This is a genomic window from Streptomyces sp. NPDC028308 (assembly GCF_055565855.1).
The window spans coordinates 377,491-394,640 of record NZ_JBVHTO010000012.1 but is presented as its reverse complement, the minus strand read 5'-3'; the positions used below and the strand labels follow the sequence as shown (position 1 = coordinate 394,640).

The window sequence follows — 17,150 nt, the reverse complement described above, 5'->3', positions numbered from 1 at the left end:
CACAGCACGACCACCGACGCACCCGCCTCGTGCGCCGCCCGCACGACCGCCTTCGCGTACTCCGGATTGGCCCGGTAGCCGTCGAAGAAGTGCTCACAGTCCACGAAGACCCGCCGCCCCTGCGCGACCAGATGGGAGACGGTGTCGCGCACCATCTCCAGGTTCTCCTCCAGGGTGGTGCGCAGCGCCAGCTCGACATGCCGGTCGTGGGACTTCGCGACGAGGGTGATCACCGGGGCACCCGAGTCGAGCAGCGCCTGCACCTGCCGGTCGAGTGCCGCCTCGGCTCCGGGGCGGCGGGTGCAGCCGAAGGCCACGAGCCGGGCGTGCCGGAAGTCGATCTCCTGCCGGGCACGGGCGAAGAACTCCGTGTCCCGGGGACTCGCCCCGGGCCAGCCGCCCTCGATGAAGCCCACGCCGAAGTCGTCCAGGTGCCGCGCGATGGCCAGCTTGTCCGCGACCGTGAGGTTGATGCCCTCACGCTGCGCGCCGTCGCGCAGCGTCGTGTCGAAGACGTGGAACGAATCGTCGAGTCCGCGGTCGCGTCCGCTCGGGCTGCTGCTCATGATCGGGCTCCTGTAGGGGATCTCGGTCCACCGGTACGACCCGGCCCGGCATCCATCTATGCGCCCTCGCGCTCGCTTCCCGGTCGAGGATGAGCCGCGTGGCAGGCCGGGGCGCGGAGGCATGTGCTCGTGCGCCACGGGGGCGGGCGGGTGCCCGCGCGGCTCCGGTGCGCGCCGAGCCGCCGCGGATGGCGTGCGCCTGTGTCCCTAGCCACTCCCTCGCGTCCGGTCAACTGACGTATGACATACGTCCACTGACGCTCCGTCATTGTTCGAGTGCTTCTCGTTCGCGGGCGTCCAGGGTGGCTGGCGACACCGGTGTCCTCGCTCCCGCCTCTGGCGCCCTCGGCCGCAACCGTCTGGAGAGCCATGTCCCCTCGTCCGTCCGTCTCGGAGTCCGTCGTCGAGGGACGTTCCGGAGAGTCCGGCGACCGGTTCGGTGGTCCCGTCCTCGACGCGCTCCCGCGCGAGGCCCGTTCACCGCGCGCGGCCGACGAGTTCACCGCACGCCCCTGCGTGCCGATCGCCCAGCTCGTGCGCCGCAGGTCCCGGCATCGGCTGCGGCTCCTGCGCCGGGACCTGCGGCGGCGCTTCCTGCACCCCTCGGCCGTGGAGGAGTGACGAAGGCGGCCGACCAGGCGTGACCGATCAGACGGGCGTGAGACGAACTCCCCCGCCGTGACCTCGGCATGCGTGCGGGGTCAATGGCCGTTTCCCGTGGGCCTGGTGACGGTCGTACGCCCGGATGCGGCAGGATGAGCGGTCGTCCCGGACGGCGATCCACCGTCCGGCGTGACCGTGCATTCCCCGGATTCGAGCAGGTGGCAAGTGACGACACATCACACCGGGCCCGCGAGCCCTTCCCTCGGCCGCACGGGAGGCGACCGGTGAACCGAGCCCTCACGGTGGACGATCTGGTCGTCGCCGGAATCGCCCTGGCCGCGGGCCTCGCGACGGCCGTCCTGCTGCGGATGCTGCTGCGCTGGCTGGGCAAGCACGCCCTGCGCACCCGCTGGAGCGGCGACGACGTCATCGTCGACGCGCTGCGCACCCTGGTGCCGTGGGCGGCGGTGTCCGCGGGCGTCGCCGCCGCGGCCACGGCGCTGCCCCTGACCACGTCGGTCGGGCGGAACGTCAACCGTGTCCTGACCGTGGTGCTCATCCTGGTCGCGACGATCACCGCGGCCCGCGTCATCACGGGTCTGGTCCGCAGTGTCGCGCAATCCCGGTCGGGAGTCGCTGGCTCCGCGACGATCTTCGTCAACATCACGCGGGTCGTGGTGCTGGCGATGGGCTTCCTGGTCATGCTGCAGACCCTGGGCATCTCCATAGCCCCGCTGCTCACGGCCCTCGGCGTGGGGGGTCTCGCGGTCGCGCTGGCACTTCAGGACACCCTGGCCAACCTCTTCGCGGGCGTCCACATCCTCGCCTCGAAGACGATCCAGCCCGGCGACTACATCCGCCTCAGCAGCGGCGAGGAGGGCTACGTCGTCGACATCAACTGGCGCAACACGACCGTGCGCCAGCTCTCCAACAACCTGGTCATCATCCCGAACGCCCAGCTCGCGGGCACGAACATGACCAACTTCACGCGTCCCGAGCAGGAGATGACGCTCCTCGTGCAGGTCGGCGTGGGCTACGACAGCGACCTGGAGCACGTCGAGCGGGTGACCACCGAGGTGGTGGCCGAGGTGATGACGGAGATCACCGGCGCCGTCCCGGAGCACGAACCCGCCGTCCGCTTCCACACCTTCGGCGACTCGCGCATCGGCTTCACCGTGATCCTCGGCGTGGGCGAGTTCAGCGACCAGTACCGGATCAAGCACGAGTTCATCAAGCGGCTGCACCGGCGGTACCGGGACGAGGGCATCAGGATTCCGGCGCCCACCAGGACGGTCGCGCTCCAGCAGGGCGCGTCGGCGCTGCCCGACTCGGTCGGCCCCGACACGGTGCTGCCCGAGTCCGGCCCCGGCATCCCGCACCAGCGCGAGGCGCGCACGCGGCTGCCGTAGAGCCCCGGCCGGGGGTGTCCCGCCGGGGTCCGGCGTCCGGCGGCGGGCCGCCGCCGTCCCGGGTCCCGGTGGGCGGACGGGCGGCAGGGTCCTGTCGAGTGGGGGCCGGTCACGAGATATCTTGATGTCGAGCAATGTTGCAGACGTGGAGCGGAGCACCGGTGACTGACTCGACCATCATCTATACGCACACTGACGAGGCCCCGGCCCTGGCGACCCATTCGTTCTTGCCGGTGGTCCAGGCATACGCGTCGCAGGCCGGTGTCACTGTGGAAACCCGTGACATCTCGCTTGCCGGGCGCATCATCGCCCTCTTCCCCGAGTACCTGGAGGAGGGGCAGCGCATCCCGGACGCCCTGGCGGAGCTCGGTGAGCTGGCCAAGACGCCCGAGGCCAACATCATCAAGCTGCCGAACATCTCGGCCTCGATCCCGCAGCTGAAGGCCGCGGTCGCCGAGCTGCAGGAGCAGGGCTACGCGCTGCCGGCCTACCCGGACGACCCGAAGAGCGACGAGGAGCGGGAGATCCGCGCCCGTTACGACAAGGTCAAGGGCTCCGCCGTGAACCCGGTCCTGCGCGAGGGCAACTCCGACCGCCGCGCCCCCGCCTCGGTGAAGAACTACGCCAAGGCCCACCCGCACCGCATGGGCGCCTGGACCTCCGAGTCGAAGACGAACGTCGCCACCATGGGCGTGGACGACTTCCGCTCCACCGAGAAGTCCGCCGTGATCTCCGAGCCGACGGCGCTGCGCATCGAGCTGGTGGGCGACGACGGCTCCACCACCGTGCTGCGCGAGTCCGTACCCGTCCTGGCGGGCGAGGTCGTGGACGCCTCCGTGATGCACGTCGCGCCGCTGCGGGAGTTCCTCACCGCGCAGATCGCCCGCGCCAAGGCCGAGGGCGTGCTCTTCTCGGTGCACCTCAAGGCCACGATGATGAAGGTCTCCGACCCGATCATCTTCGGCCACGTCGTACGCGCCTTCTTCCCGAAGACGTTCGCGAAGTACGGCGAGACCCTCGCCGCCGCCGGACTGTCCCCGAACGACGGCCTGGGCGGCCTCTACAAGGGCCTGGAGGCGCTGCCCGAGGGCGCCGAGATCAAGGCGTCCTTCGACGCGGAGCTCGCCGAGGGCCCGGAGCTCGCGATGGTCGACTCCGACAAGGGCATCACCAACCTGCACGTCCCGTCGGACGTCATCGTCGACGCCTCCATGCCGGCGATGATCCGCACCTCCGGCCACATGTGGGGCCCGGACGGCCAGGAGGCCGACACCCTCGCGGTCCTCCCCGACAGCAGCTACTCCGGCGTGTACCAGGTCGTCATCGACGACTGCCGCGCCAACGGCGCCTTCGACCCGGCGACGATGGGCTCGGTCCCGAACGTCGGTCTGATGGCGCAGAAGGCCGAGGAGTACGGCAGCCACGACAAGACCTTCGAGATCCCGGCCACCGGCACGGTCCGCCTCGTCGACCAGGCCGGGAACGTCGTCCTGGAGCAGACCGTCTCGGCCGGCGACATCTTCCGCGCCTGCCAGACCAAGGACGCCCCGATCAAGGACTGGGTCAAGCTCGCGGTCACCCGCGCCCGCGCCACCGGCGACCCGGCCGTCTTCTGGCTGGACGAGACCCGCGCGCACGACGCCCAGCTGATCGAGAAGGTCAAGCGGTACCTGCCCGAGCACGACACCGAGGGCCTGGACATCAAGATCCTGTCCCCGGTCGAGGCGACCGCGTTCTCCCTGGAGCGCATCCGCCGCGGCGAGAACACGATCTCGGTCACCGGCAACGTCCTGCGTGACTACCTGACCGACCTGTTCCCGATCCTGGAGCTCGGCACCAGCGCCAAGATGCTCTCGATCGTGCCCCTCATGAACGGCGGCGGCCTCTTCGAGACGGGCGCCGGTGGTTCCGCCCCGAAGCACGTGCAGCAGCTGGTCAAGGAGAACTACCTGCGCTGGGACAGCCTGGGCGAGTTCCTGGCTCTGGCGTCCAGCTTCGAGCACCTCGCGACGACCACGGGCAACGCGCGCGCCCAGGTGCTCGCGGACACCCTGGACCGCGCGACGGCCTCGTTCCTGGAGAACGACAAGTCGCCGACCCGTCGCGTCGGCGGCATCGACAACCGCGGCAGCCACTTCTACCTGTCCCTGTACTGGGCCCAGGAGCTGGCCGCGCAGACCGAGGACGCCGACCTGGCCAAGGCCTTCGGCCCGCTCGCCGAGACGCTCGCCGACAAGGAGCAGACGATCGTCGACGAGCTGATCGCCGCGCAGGGCAAGCCGGCCGACATCGGCGGCTACTACCAGCCCGACGTCTCCAAGGCCTCGGCCGTCATGCGTCCGTCGAAGACGTGGAACGAGGCGCTGGCGATCCTCGCCTGACGCACCTTCGCGGACCCGCGGGTCCGCAGCGCCGCCCCGGCCGGGTCCTCCCGGCCGGGGCGGTGGCGCTCCGGGGGCCGGGTGCCGACGCGGGGCGCGCGGCGCTGGGCGGGACTCGGCGGCGCGGGCCCGGTGGTGGCGGGGCGCAGGTCCGGCGCCGGCCGGTCGGGGTCGGCGGGCCGCTCCCGGCGTACAGGGCGCCTACGCGTACGGCCTGCGGACGGGGCGTCCACGCGTACGCGTTCGACCGGGCCGGGCAGGGTAGCGATCACGTGGGCTTCGGCCCGACGACCGGGGCGCACCTGTGCCCGGGGACACGACGGAGCGGAGACGGACGTGACGACGGACGCCGGTATCGAGGTGCGGCCGGCCTCGGGCCACACGGGGGCGGAGATCGGCGGCGTCGACCTCGCCGGGCCCCTGGACGACGCGGTCGTCGCCGCGATCCGGGCGGCCCTGCTGCGCTGGAAGGTGCTGTTCTTCCGGGACCAGCGCCTCGACCACGCCGCCCATGTGGCGCTCGCCCGGCGCTTCGGCGAGCCGGTCACCCTGCGCTCCCGCGGCAAGGCGTCGCCCCCGGACTTCCCGCAGGTGGAGACGACGGCCGACCGGCTGGAGCTGGCCGGCCGCTACGGCATGGACCGCGACGAGTGGCTGGAGCGGCGCCGGCACACCCTGCTGCGGGGGTGGCACTGCGACCACGGCGCCCGGATCGACCCGCCGGCGGCGACCGTCCTGCGCGCGGAGACCGCCCCGCCGTACGGCGGCGACACCACCTGGTCCAACCTGGCCGCCGCGTACGCGGGCCTGTCCGAGCCGGTGCGGCGGTTCGCCGACGGGCTGCGGGCGGAGCACCGGCTCGGCGTCGGATACCGGCCGCGAGCGGACCACGACGCCTACGTCCGGCACCTCCAGGACCATCAGGTCGCCTCGGTGCACCCGCTGGTGCGCGTGCACCCGGAGACGGGCGAGCGGCTGCTCTTCGTCAACGGTTACTACGTCGACCAGATCCTGGACGTGTCCCGCGCGGAGAGCCTGCGCCTGCTGGAGATGTTCGTCGAGCAGGCGACCCGCCCCGAGTACACGGTCCGCTTCCGCTGGGAGCCCGGCAGCGTGGCGTTCTGGGACAACCGGGCGACGGTGCACCTCGCTCCCGCCGACACCGGGCACCTGGATTTCCCGCGCGTCATGCACCGGGTGATGCTGGCGGGCGACGTCCCGTACGGCGTCGACGGCAGGCCCTCCGAGGCGTTGACCGGCTCCCCGCTGCACAGGTCCTGACACCTGCTCCGTATGCCCTGAACGGGGCATATTTTCCTTATTGTGCGCTTACCGGGTGATCGTTCTATTCTGTGCGAGTAGGGCTCGGACAGAACGACGGCCGGCCCCGTGCCGGTGGGAAGCGGGCTTTCCATGGCTGAGCGATTCAAAAGGCTGGGGCTGGCCGGTGAGATGTCGGCCGAGTTCCTCGGCACCATGGTTCTCATCCTCTTCGGGTGCGGCGTGGTGGCCCAGGTGGTCGCCGGCGGCGCACTCACGACGCCTCCGGGCGGTCTCGGCAACCACGACAGCATCGCCTGGGCATGGGGCCTCGGCGTCACCCTCGGTGTCTACGTCGCCGCACGGCTGAGCGGCGCCCACCTCAACCCGGCGGTCACCGTCGCGCTGGCCACGTTCAAGGGCTTCCCGTGGCGGAAGGTCGCGCCGTACGCGCTGGCGCAGACGGCCGGAGCGTTCGTGGCCGCCCTCATCGTGCGCTGGAACTACACCGAGGCGCTGGCGAAGGCGGACCCCGGACACACCATCAAGACACAGGGCGTCTTCTCGACCCTTCCGGCGAACGGCAACCCGAACCTGCCGGTCCACGAGTGGGGCGCCTTCCGCGACCAGATCATCGGCACCGCCATCCTGCTGCTGCTGATCCTGGCCATCACCGACCTGCTCAACACACCGCCCGGCGCGAACCTGGCCCCGTTCATCATCGGTCTGGTCGTGGTCGCGATCGGTATGGCCTGGGGCACCAACGCGGGGTACGCGATCAACCCGGCGCGTGACTTCGGGCCGAGGCTGGCGAGCTTCTTCACGGGCTACGGCGGAGCATGGCGAGATCAGTACGGGAATATCTACTTCTGGGTCCCGATCATCGGTCCGCTCATCGGCGGCCTGCTCGGCGCGGGCATCTACAAGTTCCTGATCGGCCGGTTCCTGCCGACGGCCGAGCCGGAGCCGCCCGGACGCGTCCCCTCCCCCGACGAGTCCTGACCCCCAAGAAGGAGGCGAATCCCCATGGCGGACTTCGTCGGCGCGGTGGACCAGGGGACCACCAGCACCCGATTCATGATCTTCGACCACGCCGGGAACGAGGTGGCGAAGCACCAACTGGAGCACGCGCAGATCATGCCCCGGTCGGGCTGGGTCGAGCACGATCCGGTGGAGATCTGGGAACGCACCAACTCGGTGATGCAGAACGCCCTGCGGCACGGGAACCTGTCCCCCGACGACCTGGCCGCGATCGGCATCACCAACCAGCGGGAGACCACGGTCGTCTGGGACCCGCGCAACGGCCGCCCCTACTACAACGCCATCGTCTGGCAGGACACCCGCACCGACTCCATCGCCGCGGCCCTGGAGCGCTCGGGCAAGGGCGATGTCATCCGCCGCAAGGCGGGGCTGCCCCCGGCGACCTACTTCTCCGGTGGCAAGATCCAGTGGATCCTGGAGAACGTCGACGGGGTCCGCGAGGCGGCCGAGCAGGGCCACGCCCTCTTCGGCAACACCGACGCCTGGGTCCTGTGGAACCTGACGGGCGGTCCCGACGGCGGCATCCACGCCACCGACGTGACCAACGCCAGCCGCACCATGCTGATGGACCTGGAGACCCTCGACTGGGACGACGAGCTGCTGGGATTCTTCGGCATCCCGCGGGCCATGCTGCCCACCATCAGCCCCTCGTCCCACCGGGAGGCGTACGGCGTCACCCGTACGTCCCGGCCGCTGCGTGCCGCCATCCCCATCACCGGGGTGCTCGGCGACCAGCAGGCGGCCACGGTCGGGCAGGTCTGCTACGCGCCGGGCGAGGCGAAGAACACCTACGGCACCGGCAACTTCCTGGTGCTCAACACCGGTACCGAGCTGGTCCGTTCACAGCACGGGCTGCTCACCACCGTGGCGTACCAGTTCGGCGACAGCCCGGCGGTGTACGCCCTGGAGGGCTCCATCGCGGTGACCGGGTCCGCGGTGCAGTGGCTGCGCGACCAGCTGAAGATCATCAGCGACGCCGCGGAGAGTGAGACCCTCGCCAGGACGGTCGAGGACAACGGCGGCATCTACTTCGTGCCGGCGTTCTCGGGACTGTTCGCCCCGTACTGGCGCTCCGACGCGCGCGGCGCGATCGTCGGTCTCGCCCGGTACAACGACAACGGGCATCTGGCCAGGGCGACGCTGGAGGCCATCTGCTACCAGAGCCGTGACGTCGTCGAGGCGATGGAGCAGGACTCCGGAGTCCACCTGGACGTGCTCAAGGTCGACGGCGGCGTGACCGCCAACGACCTGTGCATGCAGATCCAGGCCGACGTCCTCGGCGTTCCGGTCAGCCGCCCCGTCGTCGCGGAGACCACCGCGCTCGGCGCCGCCTACGCGGCTGGGCTGGCCACCGGCTTCTGGCGTGACACCGACGAACTGCGCACCCACTGGCAGGAGTCGAAGCGCTGGGAGCCCCAGTGGTCCGACGACCGGCGCGCGGAGGGCTACGCGGGCTGGAAGCGGGCGGTGGAGCGCACGCTCGACTGGGCCAAGGTCGAGTAGCGGGACCACGCCCGGCGGGCACGACGGCGGAGGCCGTACCGGAATCTTCCGGTACGGCCTCCGAACTGCGACTTCTCAGAAGTCGGGACGACAGGATTTGAACCTGCGACCCCTTGACCCCCAGTCAAGTGCGCTACCAAGCTGCGCCACGTCCCGCCGCGGTTCCCGTGGTCTCCCACGTGATCGCGCAGGTGAACCCTACCGCACACGGGCGACCGGTCCCGGCCACGGCCCGCCCGTCAGGCGTTGGGGTCGAACGCGATGCCCGCGGGTTTGGCCTTCTCGAGGTGGTAGTTGAAGTTGCCGTCCTTGAGGCCGAAGACGGCGCTGCCCCAGTTGGCCTGGCTGATCCTGTCGCGCAGGCCCGCGGGGTAGCCGTTCCAGCCGACGAGGCTCGGGAACTGCCAGGTGTGGTAGTGGTTCTCCGGCGGTTCGTCGTTGGAGTTGGCCGGGCGGAAGCAGTGCGTGCTCAGGCCGTCCTTGTGGTAGACGACCTTGGGATGGGTACCGTCCCAGCGGATCTGGTCGCGGCCGTAGACGCTGAAACCGCCGTGCGCCGAGGTGGAGACGTACTGCGCCTGGTTGTTCTGCACCCACACGACGACGTGCTCCCAGTCGTGGCAGTGTCCGCCGAGGCTGCTGCCGGCCACGGCCTGGTCCTTCTCGAAGTAGAGGCCGTACATGATCGCGCACCAGCCGTTGTTGCACTTCTCGCGCGAGTAGCCGTTGGTGTTGTCGAGGTCCCAGGAGTCGCGGCACTGCCCGTTGAGGGCGCCGGAGGGGTTGAGGCCGGGGTTCAGGGTCCCGTCGGGGCCGATGGCGGGGGTCGGGTAGCAGCCGTCGGTGTCGTAGTCGAAGGCCGGCTGGAACGTCTGCTCCAGACCGTCCGCGTTGGCCGGCAGGGCCCTGGGCGGGTCGGCGAGGGCGCTTCCCGGGAAGGCCACGACCAGCGCCAGCGCGCTGCCGAGGATCACCGAGACTCTGCGGGTGCGCGAGCTTTTCTTCACTGCGTCCTCCTGGTCGACCGCGGCGTGGGGGTGGTGCGGGCGGTCGTATTGGCATGCCCAGGACAGCTTTCCGGGGCGTCACCGAAAACACCAGTGTCGACAGGTGTCGGAGTGATGAAGGATCAACCAATGCCGGAAGCACGCGCGTTGGCGAGCCGGACGAACCAGCCGAAGCCGTCCGGCCGACCCCGCCGGGGTCGGCCGGACGGTGGCCGTGCGACGCACCGGCGGCCGGGGAGGCATACGGACCGCTCCGCCGTCCCACAGGGCCACCCGTACAGAGCCCACGGCGTCCACGGCGAGGGCCGACCGGAACCGGACGGGCGACCCCGCCGAGGACGGCGGACGGTGCGGGGGCGACGGACGAACCGCCCGGCGCGGGCAGACGAGTCGGCTGGGACCGGACGGGCCGGCCGCACAGTTGCGAGAGACGAAAGGACCGGGGAGTCGGGACAGGGCGGCGGAACCAGGCGCACTCCCCGCCGAGTTCAACCCGACGACCAGGGCGCGACCAACAACATGTCTCAGCGGGCGGCCAGTTCGTCCGTCGCCTCGCCGCCCGCCGCCGCGGTGCGGCTCAGGAAGTCGGCGAGCAGCCGCAGTTGGCTCTCGTCGTAGTCGGCGCAGATCTCCTCGACCGCCGAGGTCATCCCGGAGTAGAGGCCGATGATCTCCGCGTTCCGCTCGCGCAGGGGCCGCAGTCGGGTGGCACGGCGGTCGTTCGGATCGCGCTCGCGGGCGATCCAGCCGCCGCGTTCCAGGCGGTCGAGGATGCCCGTCAGGGTGGCGGGATGCAGACCGGCGAGCCTGGCGAGCGCGCTGGGGCCGATCGGACCGTGCCGGTTGATCAGGTCGAGACAGTCGACGTCGACCGCCTTGAGCTCCAGCCGCGCCCCGACCTGCTGGTTGAGCAGGGAGAGCTGTACCCCCAGCGCCCGGAGCGACTCCCTGATCTCCCCGCTCAGCCGCCGGTGCTCGCGGGCGCCCTCGGGTCCTACGGAACTCATATGTTACGCTCCTCGTAATATCGGGTCCGCGAAGGACACGGTACTCCGACGGGAGTGTGCACCATGATCACGGCTGCGGGCACGACCGGACACGAACACACGACACGGGCACTGCGCCTCGCGAGCCTGCTCTTCTCGGGTGTGTTCGCCGGATTCCTGGTGGCGGTCCTCGTCCTCGAACTCTCCCTGCGGCGCTTCGACGGGGCCGTCTACACCCAGGTACGGCAGGTCGAGCTGGTCCGCCTGGACGACCTCGCGTCCGGCACCCTCCTGCCGGCGCTGCTGATCACGGCGACCCTGACCGCGATGGCGCTACGGCCCCGGGGTCCCGCCCTGTGGCCGACGGCGACGGCACTCGTCCTGCTGCTGAGCGTGCTCGTCACGACGCTCGTCCTCAATCTCCCCGTCAACGCCGACCAGCTCGACTGGCAGGTGCAGGCCCCGCCCGCGGACTGGGCCGGCGTGCGCGACCGCTGGCAGCTCGCCCACGCCGTCCGCACGGGCGCCGCCCTGGCCGCCTTCGGCCTGCTCTCCTGGGCGGCGATGAGCAGCGCCAGCACCGGTCACCGGCCCTCCGCGCCCCCGTCGCCGGCGCAGGTGCCGGGAAAGGCGGGCCCCAAGCGGGTCATGGAGGAGAGCGCGTGACCGAGATCGAGCTGTCCTGCGGGACGATCGCCTACGAGGACACCGGTGGCGACGGGCCGGTCGTGGTGCTGCTGCACGGGCTGCTCATGGACGCCTCCCTGTGGGACGGGCCGCTCTCCGACCTGTCGGCCGACCACCGGTGTGTGACGCCGACGCTCCCCCTCGGGGCGCACCGTCACCCGATGCGGCCCGAGGCCGACCTGTCGCCGCCGGGGGTGGCGCGCCTGGTGTCCGAACTCCTGGACCGCCTCGATCTGCGCGATGTCGTCCTGGTGGGCAACGACACGGGAGGGGCACTCGTCCAGTTGCTCCTGGCCGACGGGGCGCCCCGGGTGCGGCGGGCCGTCCTCGTCTCCTGCGACGCCTTCGACAACTTCCCGCCGGGGCTCACCGGCAGAACGCTGCTGCTCGCCGGCCGGCTCCCGCCGCGGATGTTCGGGCTGTTCATGCGGCAGCTGCGGCTGAGGGCCGTGCGGCGGCTCCCGGTCGCGTTCGGGTGGCTGACCAGGCGCGGGGACGCCGCCACGGCGCGGTGGGTGCGTCCGGTGACGGAGCTGTCCGGGATCCGCCGCGACGCCGTCCGGCTGCTGCGCGCGGCGGCGGCGGACACCGGCTTCCTGCTCGCCGCGGCCGAGCGGCTGGCCGGTTTCGAGCGACCGGTGCTGGTGGTCTGGGCGGCCGAGGACCGGGTGATGCCTCCCGAGCACGGGCGGCGCCTGGCCGAACTCCTGCCGCGGGCACGGCTGGTGGAAGTGACGGACAGCTACACGCTCGTCCCGCTGGACCAACCGGAACGGCTCGCGCGGCTGATCCGGGAATTCAGCCGGTCACCCGGCACACCGCCGAGCCCGTGACACCGCCCGGCCGTTCGATCCGGCCGGGCGGCGATGCCGGTACCGGTCCTCTAGCTCGGGGGAAGCGGACGGGCGTAGACGTTCTTCGGGGTCACGATCTCGGTGATCGCGCGGGCGACGAGGGTGGACGGCTCCTGCCCGCCGACCGTGATGTCGGTGTTGATCATGACCACGAGGGTGGCCTTCTTCGACGGCAGGTAGACGGTCACCGTCTCGTAGCCCGGGATGGAGCCGTTGTGCCCGATCCAGCCGTCGGACTTGAAGATGCCGAGGCCGTAGGTGGTGCCGGGGTGGCCGGTCGGCAGCGTCTTGAGCCGCTCCGCCTGGAGCCGCGGGCTGATCAGCTCACCGGTCGCGACGATCTTGGCCCAGCGGTGCAGGTCGTGCAGGTTCGAGATCATCGCGCCCGCCGCCCAGGCCCAACTCGGGTCCCAGTCCGTGGAGTCGGCGACCTCGCCGCTCAGGGTCTGGTTCGTGTACCCCCGCGGGTGCGGCTCGGGGAACTCGGAGCCCTCCGGGAACAGCGTGTGGCGCAGGTGGGCCGGGCGCAGCACTCGGCGCTCGATGACGTCGGCGAGGCGGTGGCCGGTGACCTTCTCGATCACCAGGCCGAGCAGGATCAGGTTGCTGTTGTTGTACTCGAACTTCTTCCCGGGCGCGAAGGTGTTCTTGTGCCGGTAGCCGTACTCGAGCAGCTCCTCCGGGGAGAAGTAGCGGTTGGGGTCGCTCATCAGGTCGTGGTCGAAGTCCGGGTCGTCGCTGTACGGGTACAGGCCGCTGCGCATCTCGGCCAGGTGCCGCAGGGTGATGCGGTCGCCGTTCGGTACGCCGTCGACGTAGGCGGAGATGGGGTCGTCGAGGCCGATCCGGCCGTCGTCGACGAGCTTGAGCAGCGCGGTGACCGTGAAGGTCTTGGTCTCGCTGCCGATCCGGACGAACTCACGGGTGGTCATCGGCTCACCGGTGTCGATGTCGGCGAGGCCGGTCGCGCGGACGTAGCTGCCCTTGCCCGGCATCCACAGGCCGACGACGACGCCGGGGATCTCGGCCGCCCGGCGGACCTTCTCGACGGCCTTGTCCAGCCGGGCGGTCAGTTTCCGGCCGAGTCCGTCCGGTGGGGTCCTGTCCTTGTCGAAGCGGTCGGCGACCACGGCGTGGTCGGCCGTGGCGGGGATCGCGGTCATGGGCGCCAGGATGGACGCCACCAGCAGCGATGCGGCGAACAGGCGGCGGGAGGGGGGACGTCGCACAGGGGACCTCTTCCAGGTCGGGGGTTCGAGGGCAACGTCCCATCCGGACCCGGGGGCGGAGGTCCCGGCCCGGTACACGTCCCTGCGAGTCCACCCGTTCGGCGCCACCGGATTCCGGCGCGGCTCCGGGCCAGGTCAGGCGCCCGGGGTAAGTACTCAGGCGGTTGCCGGGATTCTGTGCCGGCGGGGGTGTGCCTACCGCTTCGCCCGGCCCGTACGTGCGCGGGCCCGTAGGCCGATTCCGCGAACTTCCCGGGGCCGGTGTGCGTCGGAGCACGGTGACGGGGCAGAACGCGTCGTGGCGCGTGCGGTGGACCACCACGGTCGCCGCGTGCCGTGAGTGCGGTGCGACCCGAGGAGTGGTGGCATGGCGACCTTCCTGCGTGACGGCACGGACCGGCCGGGCGCGGCCCGGGCCCGGCGTACGCCCGCCCGCTCCCGGGTGACGGCGGCGCTCGCGTGCCTCGCGTTCCTCGGGCCGCTGACCGGCTGCGGCGGTGACGACGGCGCGAGCGGTACGCCGACGAAGGCGTCCGGCACGGCCGGAACGGCTTCCGGCACACCCACCTCGGCCGCCGGTTCGAGCGGCCCGACGAGTCCGGGCGGGGACGCGACGCCGACGGGGGCGGGCCGTACCTCATCGTCCGCTCCGAGCCCGGTCGGGAGCGGCACTCCGGGCGGCCGGTGCCACACCTCCGAGCTGCGCGCCTCGGTCGGGGACAACGACCCCGGCGCCGGGCAGGAGAACTTCCGCGTCGTCCTGACCAACGGCTCCTCGCGCACCTGCACCGTGCGCGGCTTCCCCGGCGCGGCCTTCGTCGACGCGTCCGGCAGGCAGCTCGGCCCCGACCCGAAGCGGTCGTCGGAGAAGCCGAGGACGGTCACCCTGGCGCCGGGGCAGAGCGCCCTGGCCGGTCTGACCTTCTCCAACCCCGGGATCAGCGGCGCGAAGACCGCCGAACCGGACGCGCTCCTGGTCACGCCGCCCGACGAGAAGGCCTCACTGCGGGTGCGGTGGACGCACGGCGAGGTGCCCGTGTCCGGCAACGCCTCCACGGTCTCCCTGACGCCCCTGCGCACCGGCCCCTGACGTACACCCCGGGTCCGGCTCGGGTCAGCGGTTCTCGCGCAGCCGCCAGCCGTGGTCGACCGGGCCCAGACCCGCGCCCAGCGGGAAGCCCGCGGCTATCGCGCCCGTGACGTAGTCCTTCGCGCGCCGCACCGCCTCCGGCACGGGCAGCCCCTGCGCCAGGCCCACGGCCACCGCGGAGGCCAGGGTGCAACCGGTGCCGTGGGTATGGCGGTTGTCGTGGCGGGGCGCGCGCAGCCAGTGCTCCCCGGCGCCGTCGGTGAGCAGGTCCACGGCCTCGCCGGGCAGGTGCCCGCCCTTCACCAGGACCCAGCGCGGCCCGAACGCCAGCAGCCGTTCCGCCGCCTCGGACATGCCCCGTTCGTCCGTGGCGCGGACACCCGTGAGCTGCGCGGTCTCGTCCAGGTTCGGGGTGGCCACCGTCGCCACCGGCAGCAGCACGGTACGTACGGCGTCCAGGGCCTCGTCCGCCAGCAGGCGGTCGCCGTGCTTGGAGACGCTCACCGGGTCCACGACCACCGGCGCGGCGGTCCCCGCCAGCAACTCGGCGACCAGGCGCACCAGTTCGGCCGAGGCGAGCATGCCGGTCTTCACGGCCTGCACGCCGATGTCGTCCACGACGCTGCGGTACTGCGCGCGCACGGCATCGGCCGGGAGCTCCCAGGCGCCCTGGACGCCGACGGAGTTCTGCGCGGTGACCGCGGTCAGCACGCTCATGCCGTGCGCACCCAGCGCGAGCATCGTCTTCAGGTCGGCCTGGATGCCCGCGCCGCCGCCGGAGTCCGAACTGGCGACGGTCAGGACGCGGGGCGGTGCGAGGGACGGTGCGGCGGGGCCGGTGGAGGGAGTCATACCTGGTTCTCCGTACGGGGAAGGGGCGTGCGGCGGCGGGGACACCGGGGTCAGCGGCGGGCGCGCAGGCGCAGTGGGGCGTACACCACGAGGGCCGCGGCGAAGGCCACGGGGTAGGCGAGGTCGGCGCCGTGCAGGGCCTCGGCCACCGGGCCGACGTACAGGCTGGTGCTCATGAACGGGACCGCGGCGGCGAAGGCGGCGGCGAACGCGACGAGCGCGGGCCACCACGGCCGCGGGCGGGCCTCCTCGGCGGCGAGGTCGACCGGTGCGCCGCCGCGGGCCCTGCGGCGCACGCTCCAGTCGACGGCCACGACGGCGACGAACCCGGGGATCCAGTAGCCGACGAGGAGGAGCACGTTCTGGAAGCGGGCGGTGGTGTCCGCGGCGTGCATCCAGAGCACGAGCGGGAACCCGAGCGCCGCGGCCAGGGCGGCTGCGACGGGACGCGGCAGCCGTACCCCAATGGTCTGCAGTGCCAGGGAGCCGCTGTAGTCGTTCATGGCGTTGCTGCACAGGGCGGCGAGCGCCACGGCGAGCAGTCCGAGGGCGCCCGGTACCCCGCCGCCGAGCAGCGCGTCGACGCCGTGGGCGGTCTGGTCGGTGAAGACGGACGCGCCCCACAGGCCGAGCGCCTGGACGGCGACGAAGGAGGCGGCGAGACCGAGCAGTGTGCACCAGAACATCCGGGGCCGGGACGCGGAGCGCGGCAGGTAGCGGCTGAAGTCGCTGGCGTAGGGGGCCCAGGACAGGGCGAGGCTCAGTGCGACGGCGCAGGTCAGGACGAAGGCGCCGGCGCGGTCGGCGCCGTGCGCGGTGGCCGTGGCGAGGCGTGGGTCACCGGTCGCCAGTCTGGCCGTGAGGGCGAGGAAGGCGGCGCCGAGCGCGAAGGTCATCACGGTCTGGAGGCGGTGGATCGCCTCGTACCCGAGGACGCCGAGCGCTCCCTGTGCTGCCATCACGACCAGGACGCCGAGCCAGAACGGCCGGCCGCAGAGCTGGGCCAGCGCGTCTCCGCCGAACAGGCCGATCAGCGCGTCCCAGGCGATCGACGACAGCCACTGCAAAGCGCCGGGCAGTACGACGGCGGGGCCGAACGCGAGCCGGGAGAGCGGGAGTTGGGCCGCGCCGGTCTGGCTGCCCCAGGTGCCGAGGAAGGCGGTCGGTACGGCACCGAGGAGGGTGCCGAGGACGACGGCCGCGAGCGCGGTGGCGAAGTCGAGGCCGAGTGCGGCGCCGACGGTGCCGGTGAACACCCCCGTCATGGTCAGGTTGGGCGCGAACCACACGGTGAACAGCCGCCCGGGGCCGCCGTAGCGGGCGTCCTCGGGAACGGGCGCTATGCCCCGCGCCTCGACCCGCAGGTCACCGGGGGCCGCGGGCATCCGCCCGTCGAAGGCGCCCTGCGGGCCTGCGACGGCCACCTCGCCACGGGCATGCGGCAACGACATGAGACATCCCTCCGCCAGTCCTAACTGGTTCAGGTTCGACGGGTGTGATCTCAGCCCTCGTGCGGGGCACCCCGTGTCCGGTTGTGCGGGCCAGGATAGCCACAGGGGTGGGGGGGGGGGGGGGGGGGGGGGGGGGGGGGGGGGGGGGGGGCGCGCGCGCCCCCCCCCCCCCGGGGCGGGGGCCCCGGCGGGCGGGGGCGGGGGGCGGGGGGGGGGGGGGGGGGGGCGGGT

General features: G+C 72.1%; 14 protein-coding genes, 1 tRNA gene, 1 pseudogene and 1 riboswitch. Of the genes and pseudogenes, 9 read left to right on the top strand and 7 right to left on the bottom strand.

Going from position 1 to position 17,150, the window contains the following annotated elements:
• Positions 1-566: pseudogene (locus ACZ4VA_RS28820) on the bottom strand (citramalate synthase); the annotation flags it as partial.
• 369 nt (positions 567-935) lie between these two features.
• Here ACZ4VA_RS28820 and ACZ4VA_RS28815 point away from each other — a divergent pair.
• The 6 genes from ACZ4VA_RS28815 to glpK all read left to right on the top strand — a co-directional run bounded on the left by ACZ4VA_RS28815 (position 936) and on the right by glpK (position 8,763).
• Positions 936-1,187 (top strand): hypothetical protein, encoded by a 252-nt coding sequence (locus ACZ4VA_RS28815; protein ID WP_356165967.1) that lies wholly within the window; start codon positions 936-938, stop codon positions 1,185-1,187.
• A gap of 266 nt (positions 1,188-1,453) precedes the next feature.
• Positions 1,454-2,578: a mechanosensitive ion channel family protein gene (locus ACZ4VA_RS28810; RefSeq protein WP_355786609.1), complete on the top strand. Its 1,125-nt coding sequence runs from the start codon at positions 1,454-1,456 to the stop codon at positions 2,576-2,578.
• 161 nt (positions 2,579-2,739) lie between these two features.
• Positions 2,740-4,959 (top strand): NADP-dependent isocitrate dehydrogenase, encoded by a 2,220-nt coding sequence (locus tag ACZ4VA_RS28805; protein ID WP_356165971.1) that lies wholly within the window; start codon positions 2,740-2,742, stop codon positions 4,957-4,959.
• 336 nt (positions 4,960-5,295) lie between these two features.
• Positions 5,296-6,240: a TauD/TfdA dioxygenase family protein gene (locus ACZ4VA_RS28800; RefSeq protein WP_468082999.1), complete on the top strand. Its 945-nt coding sequence runs from the start codon at positions 5,296-5,298 to the stop codon at positions 6,238-6,240.
• A 132-nt stretch (positions 6,241-6,372) separates the two neighbouring features.
• Complete coding sequence (locus ACZ4VA_RS28795; protein WP_355793240.1) at positions 6,373-7,221, top strand: MIP/aquaporin family protein; 849 nt, start codon at positions 6,373-6,375, stop codon at positions 7,219-7,221.
• A gap of 24 nt (positions 7,222-7,245) precedes the next feature.
• Positions 7,246-8,763 carry a glycerol kinase GlpK gene (glpK, locus tag ACZ4VA_RS28790; protein WP_356165977.1) on the top strand — a complete coding sequence of 506 codons (1,518 nt, stop codon included), beginning with the start codon at positions 7,246-7,248 and terminating at the stop codon, positions 8,761-8,763.
• Positions 8,764-8,845: 82 nt separating this feature from the next.
• Here glpK and ACZ4VA_RS28785 read toward each other — a convergent pair.
• The 3 genes from ACZ4VA_RS28785 to ACZ4VA_RS28775 form a co-directional block, all read right to left on the bottom strand.
• Positions 8,846-8,919, bottom strand: a tRNA-Pro gene (locus tag ACZ4VA_RS28785).
• A gap of 83 nt (positions 8,920-9,002) precedes the next feature.
• Positions 9,003-9,770: an NPP1 family protein gene (locus ACZ4VA_RS28780; RefSeq protein ID WP_468082997.1), complete on the bottom strand. Its 768-nt coding sequence runs from the start codon at positions 9,768-9,770 to the stop codon at positions 9,003-9,005.
• A gap of 524 nt (positions 9,771-10,294) precedes the next feature.
• Positions 10,295-10,777 carry a MarR family winged helix-turn-helix transcriptional regulator gene (locus ACZ4VA_RS28775; protein ID WP_355795835.1) on the bottom strand — a complete coding sequence of 161 codons (483 nt, stop codon included), beginning with the start codon at positions 10,775-10,777 and terminating at the stop codon, positions 10,295-10,297.
• A gap of 63 nt (positions 10,778-10,840) precedes the next feature.
• On the opposite strand from ACZ4VA_RS28775, the gene ACZ4VA_RS28770 reads away from it, so the two are divergent.
• Both ACZ4VA_RS28770 and ACZ4VA_RS28765 read left to right on the top strand, forming a co-directional pair.
• Entirely contained in the window at positions 10,841-11,422 is a 582-nt protein-coding gene (locus ACZ4VA_RS28770; RefSeq protein WP_468082996.1) for an anthrone oxygenase family protein, read from the top strand.
• Entirely contained in the window at positions 11,419-12,276 is an 858-nt protein-coding gene (locus ACZ4VA_RS28765) for an alpha/beta fold hydrolase (protein ID WP_452924549.1), read from the top strand. The genes ACZ4VA_RS28770 and ACZ4VA_RS28765 overlap by 4 nt, the downstream gene beginning before the upstream one ends.
• Positions 12,277-12,326: 50 nt before the next feature.
• On the opposite strand, the gene ACZ4VA_RS28760 is transcribed toward ACZ4VA_RS28765, so the two are convergent.
• Positions 12,327-13,526 (bottom strand): serine hydrolase domain-containing protein, encoded by a 1,200-nt coding sequence (locus ACZ4VA_RS28760; RefSeq protein WP_468082993.1) that lies wholly within the window; start codon positions 13,524-13,526, stop codon positions 12,327-12,329.
• Positions 13,527-13,893: 367 nt separating this feature from the next.
• On the opposite strand from ACZ4VA_RS28760, the gene ACZ4VA_RS28755 reads away from it, so the two are divergent.
• Positions 13,894-14,616 carry a DUF4232 domain-containing protein gene (locus ACZ4VA_RS28755; RefSeq protein WP_468082991.1) on the top strand — a complete coding sequence of 241 codons (723 nt, stop codon included), beginning with the start codon at positions 13,894-13,896 and terminating at the stop codon, positions 14,614-14,616.
• Between the two features lie 24 nt (positions 14,617-14,640).
• On the opposite strand, the gene thiD is transcribed toward ACZ4VA_RS28755, so the two are convergent.
• A complete protein-coding gene (thiD, locus tag ACZ4VA_RS28750) occupies positions 14,641-15,468 on the bottom strand; it encodes a bifunctional hydroxymethylpyrimidine kinase/phosphomethylpyrimidine kinase (RefSeq protein WP_468082989.1) in 828 nt (275 codons plus the stop codon).
• Positions 15,469-15,518: 50 nt separating this feature from the next.
• The gene (locus ACZ4VA_RS28745) at positions 15,519-16,919 is read right to left on the bottom strand and encodes a purine-cytosine permease family protein (protein WP_356237955.1); all 1,401 of its coding nucleotides are present in this window, start codon (positions 16,917-16,919) and stop codon (positions 15,519-15,521) included.
• Positions 16,909-17,003, bottom strand: a riboswitch (TPP riboswitch). It overlaps the preceding gene by 11 nt.
• Positions 17,004-17,150 lie beyond the last annotated feature (147 nt).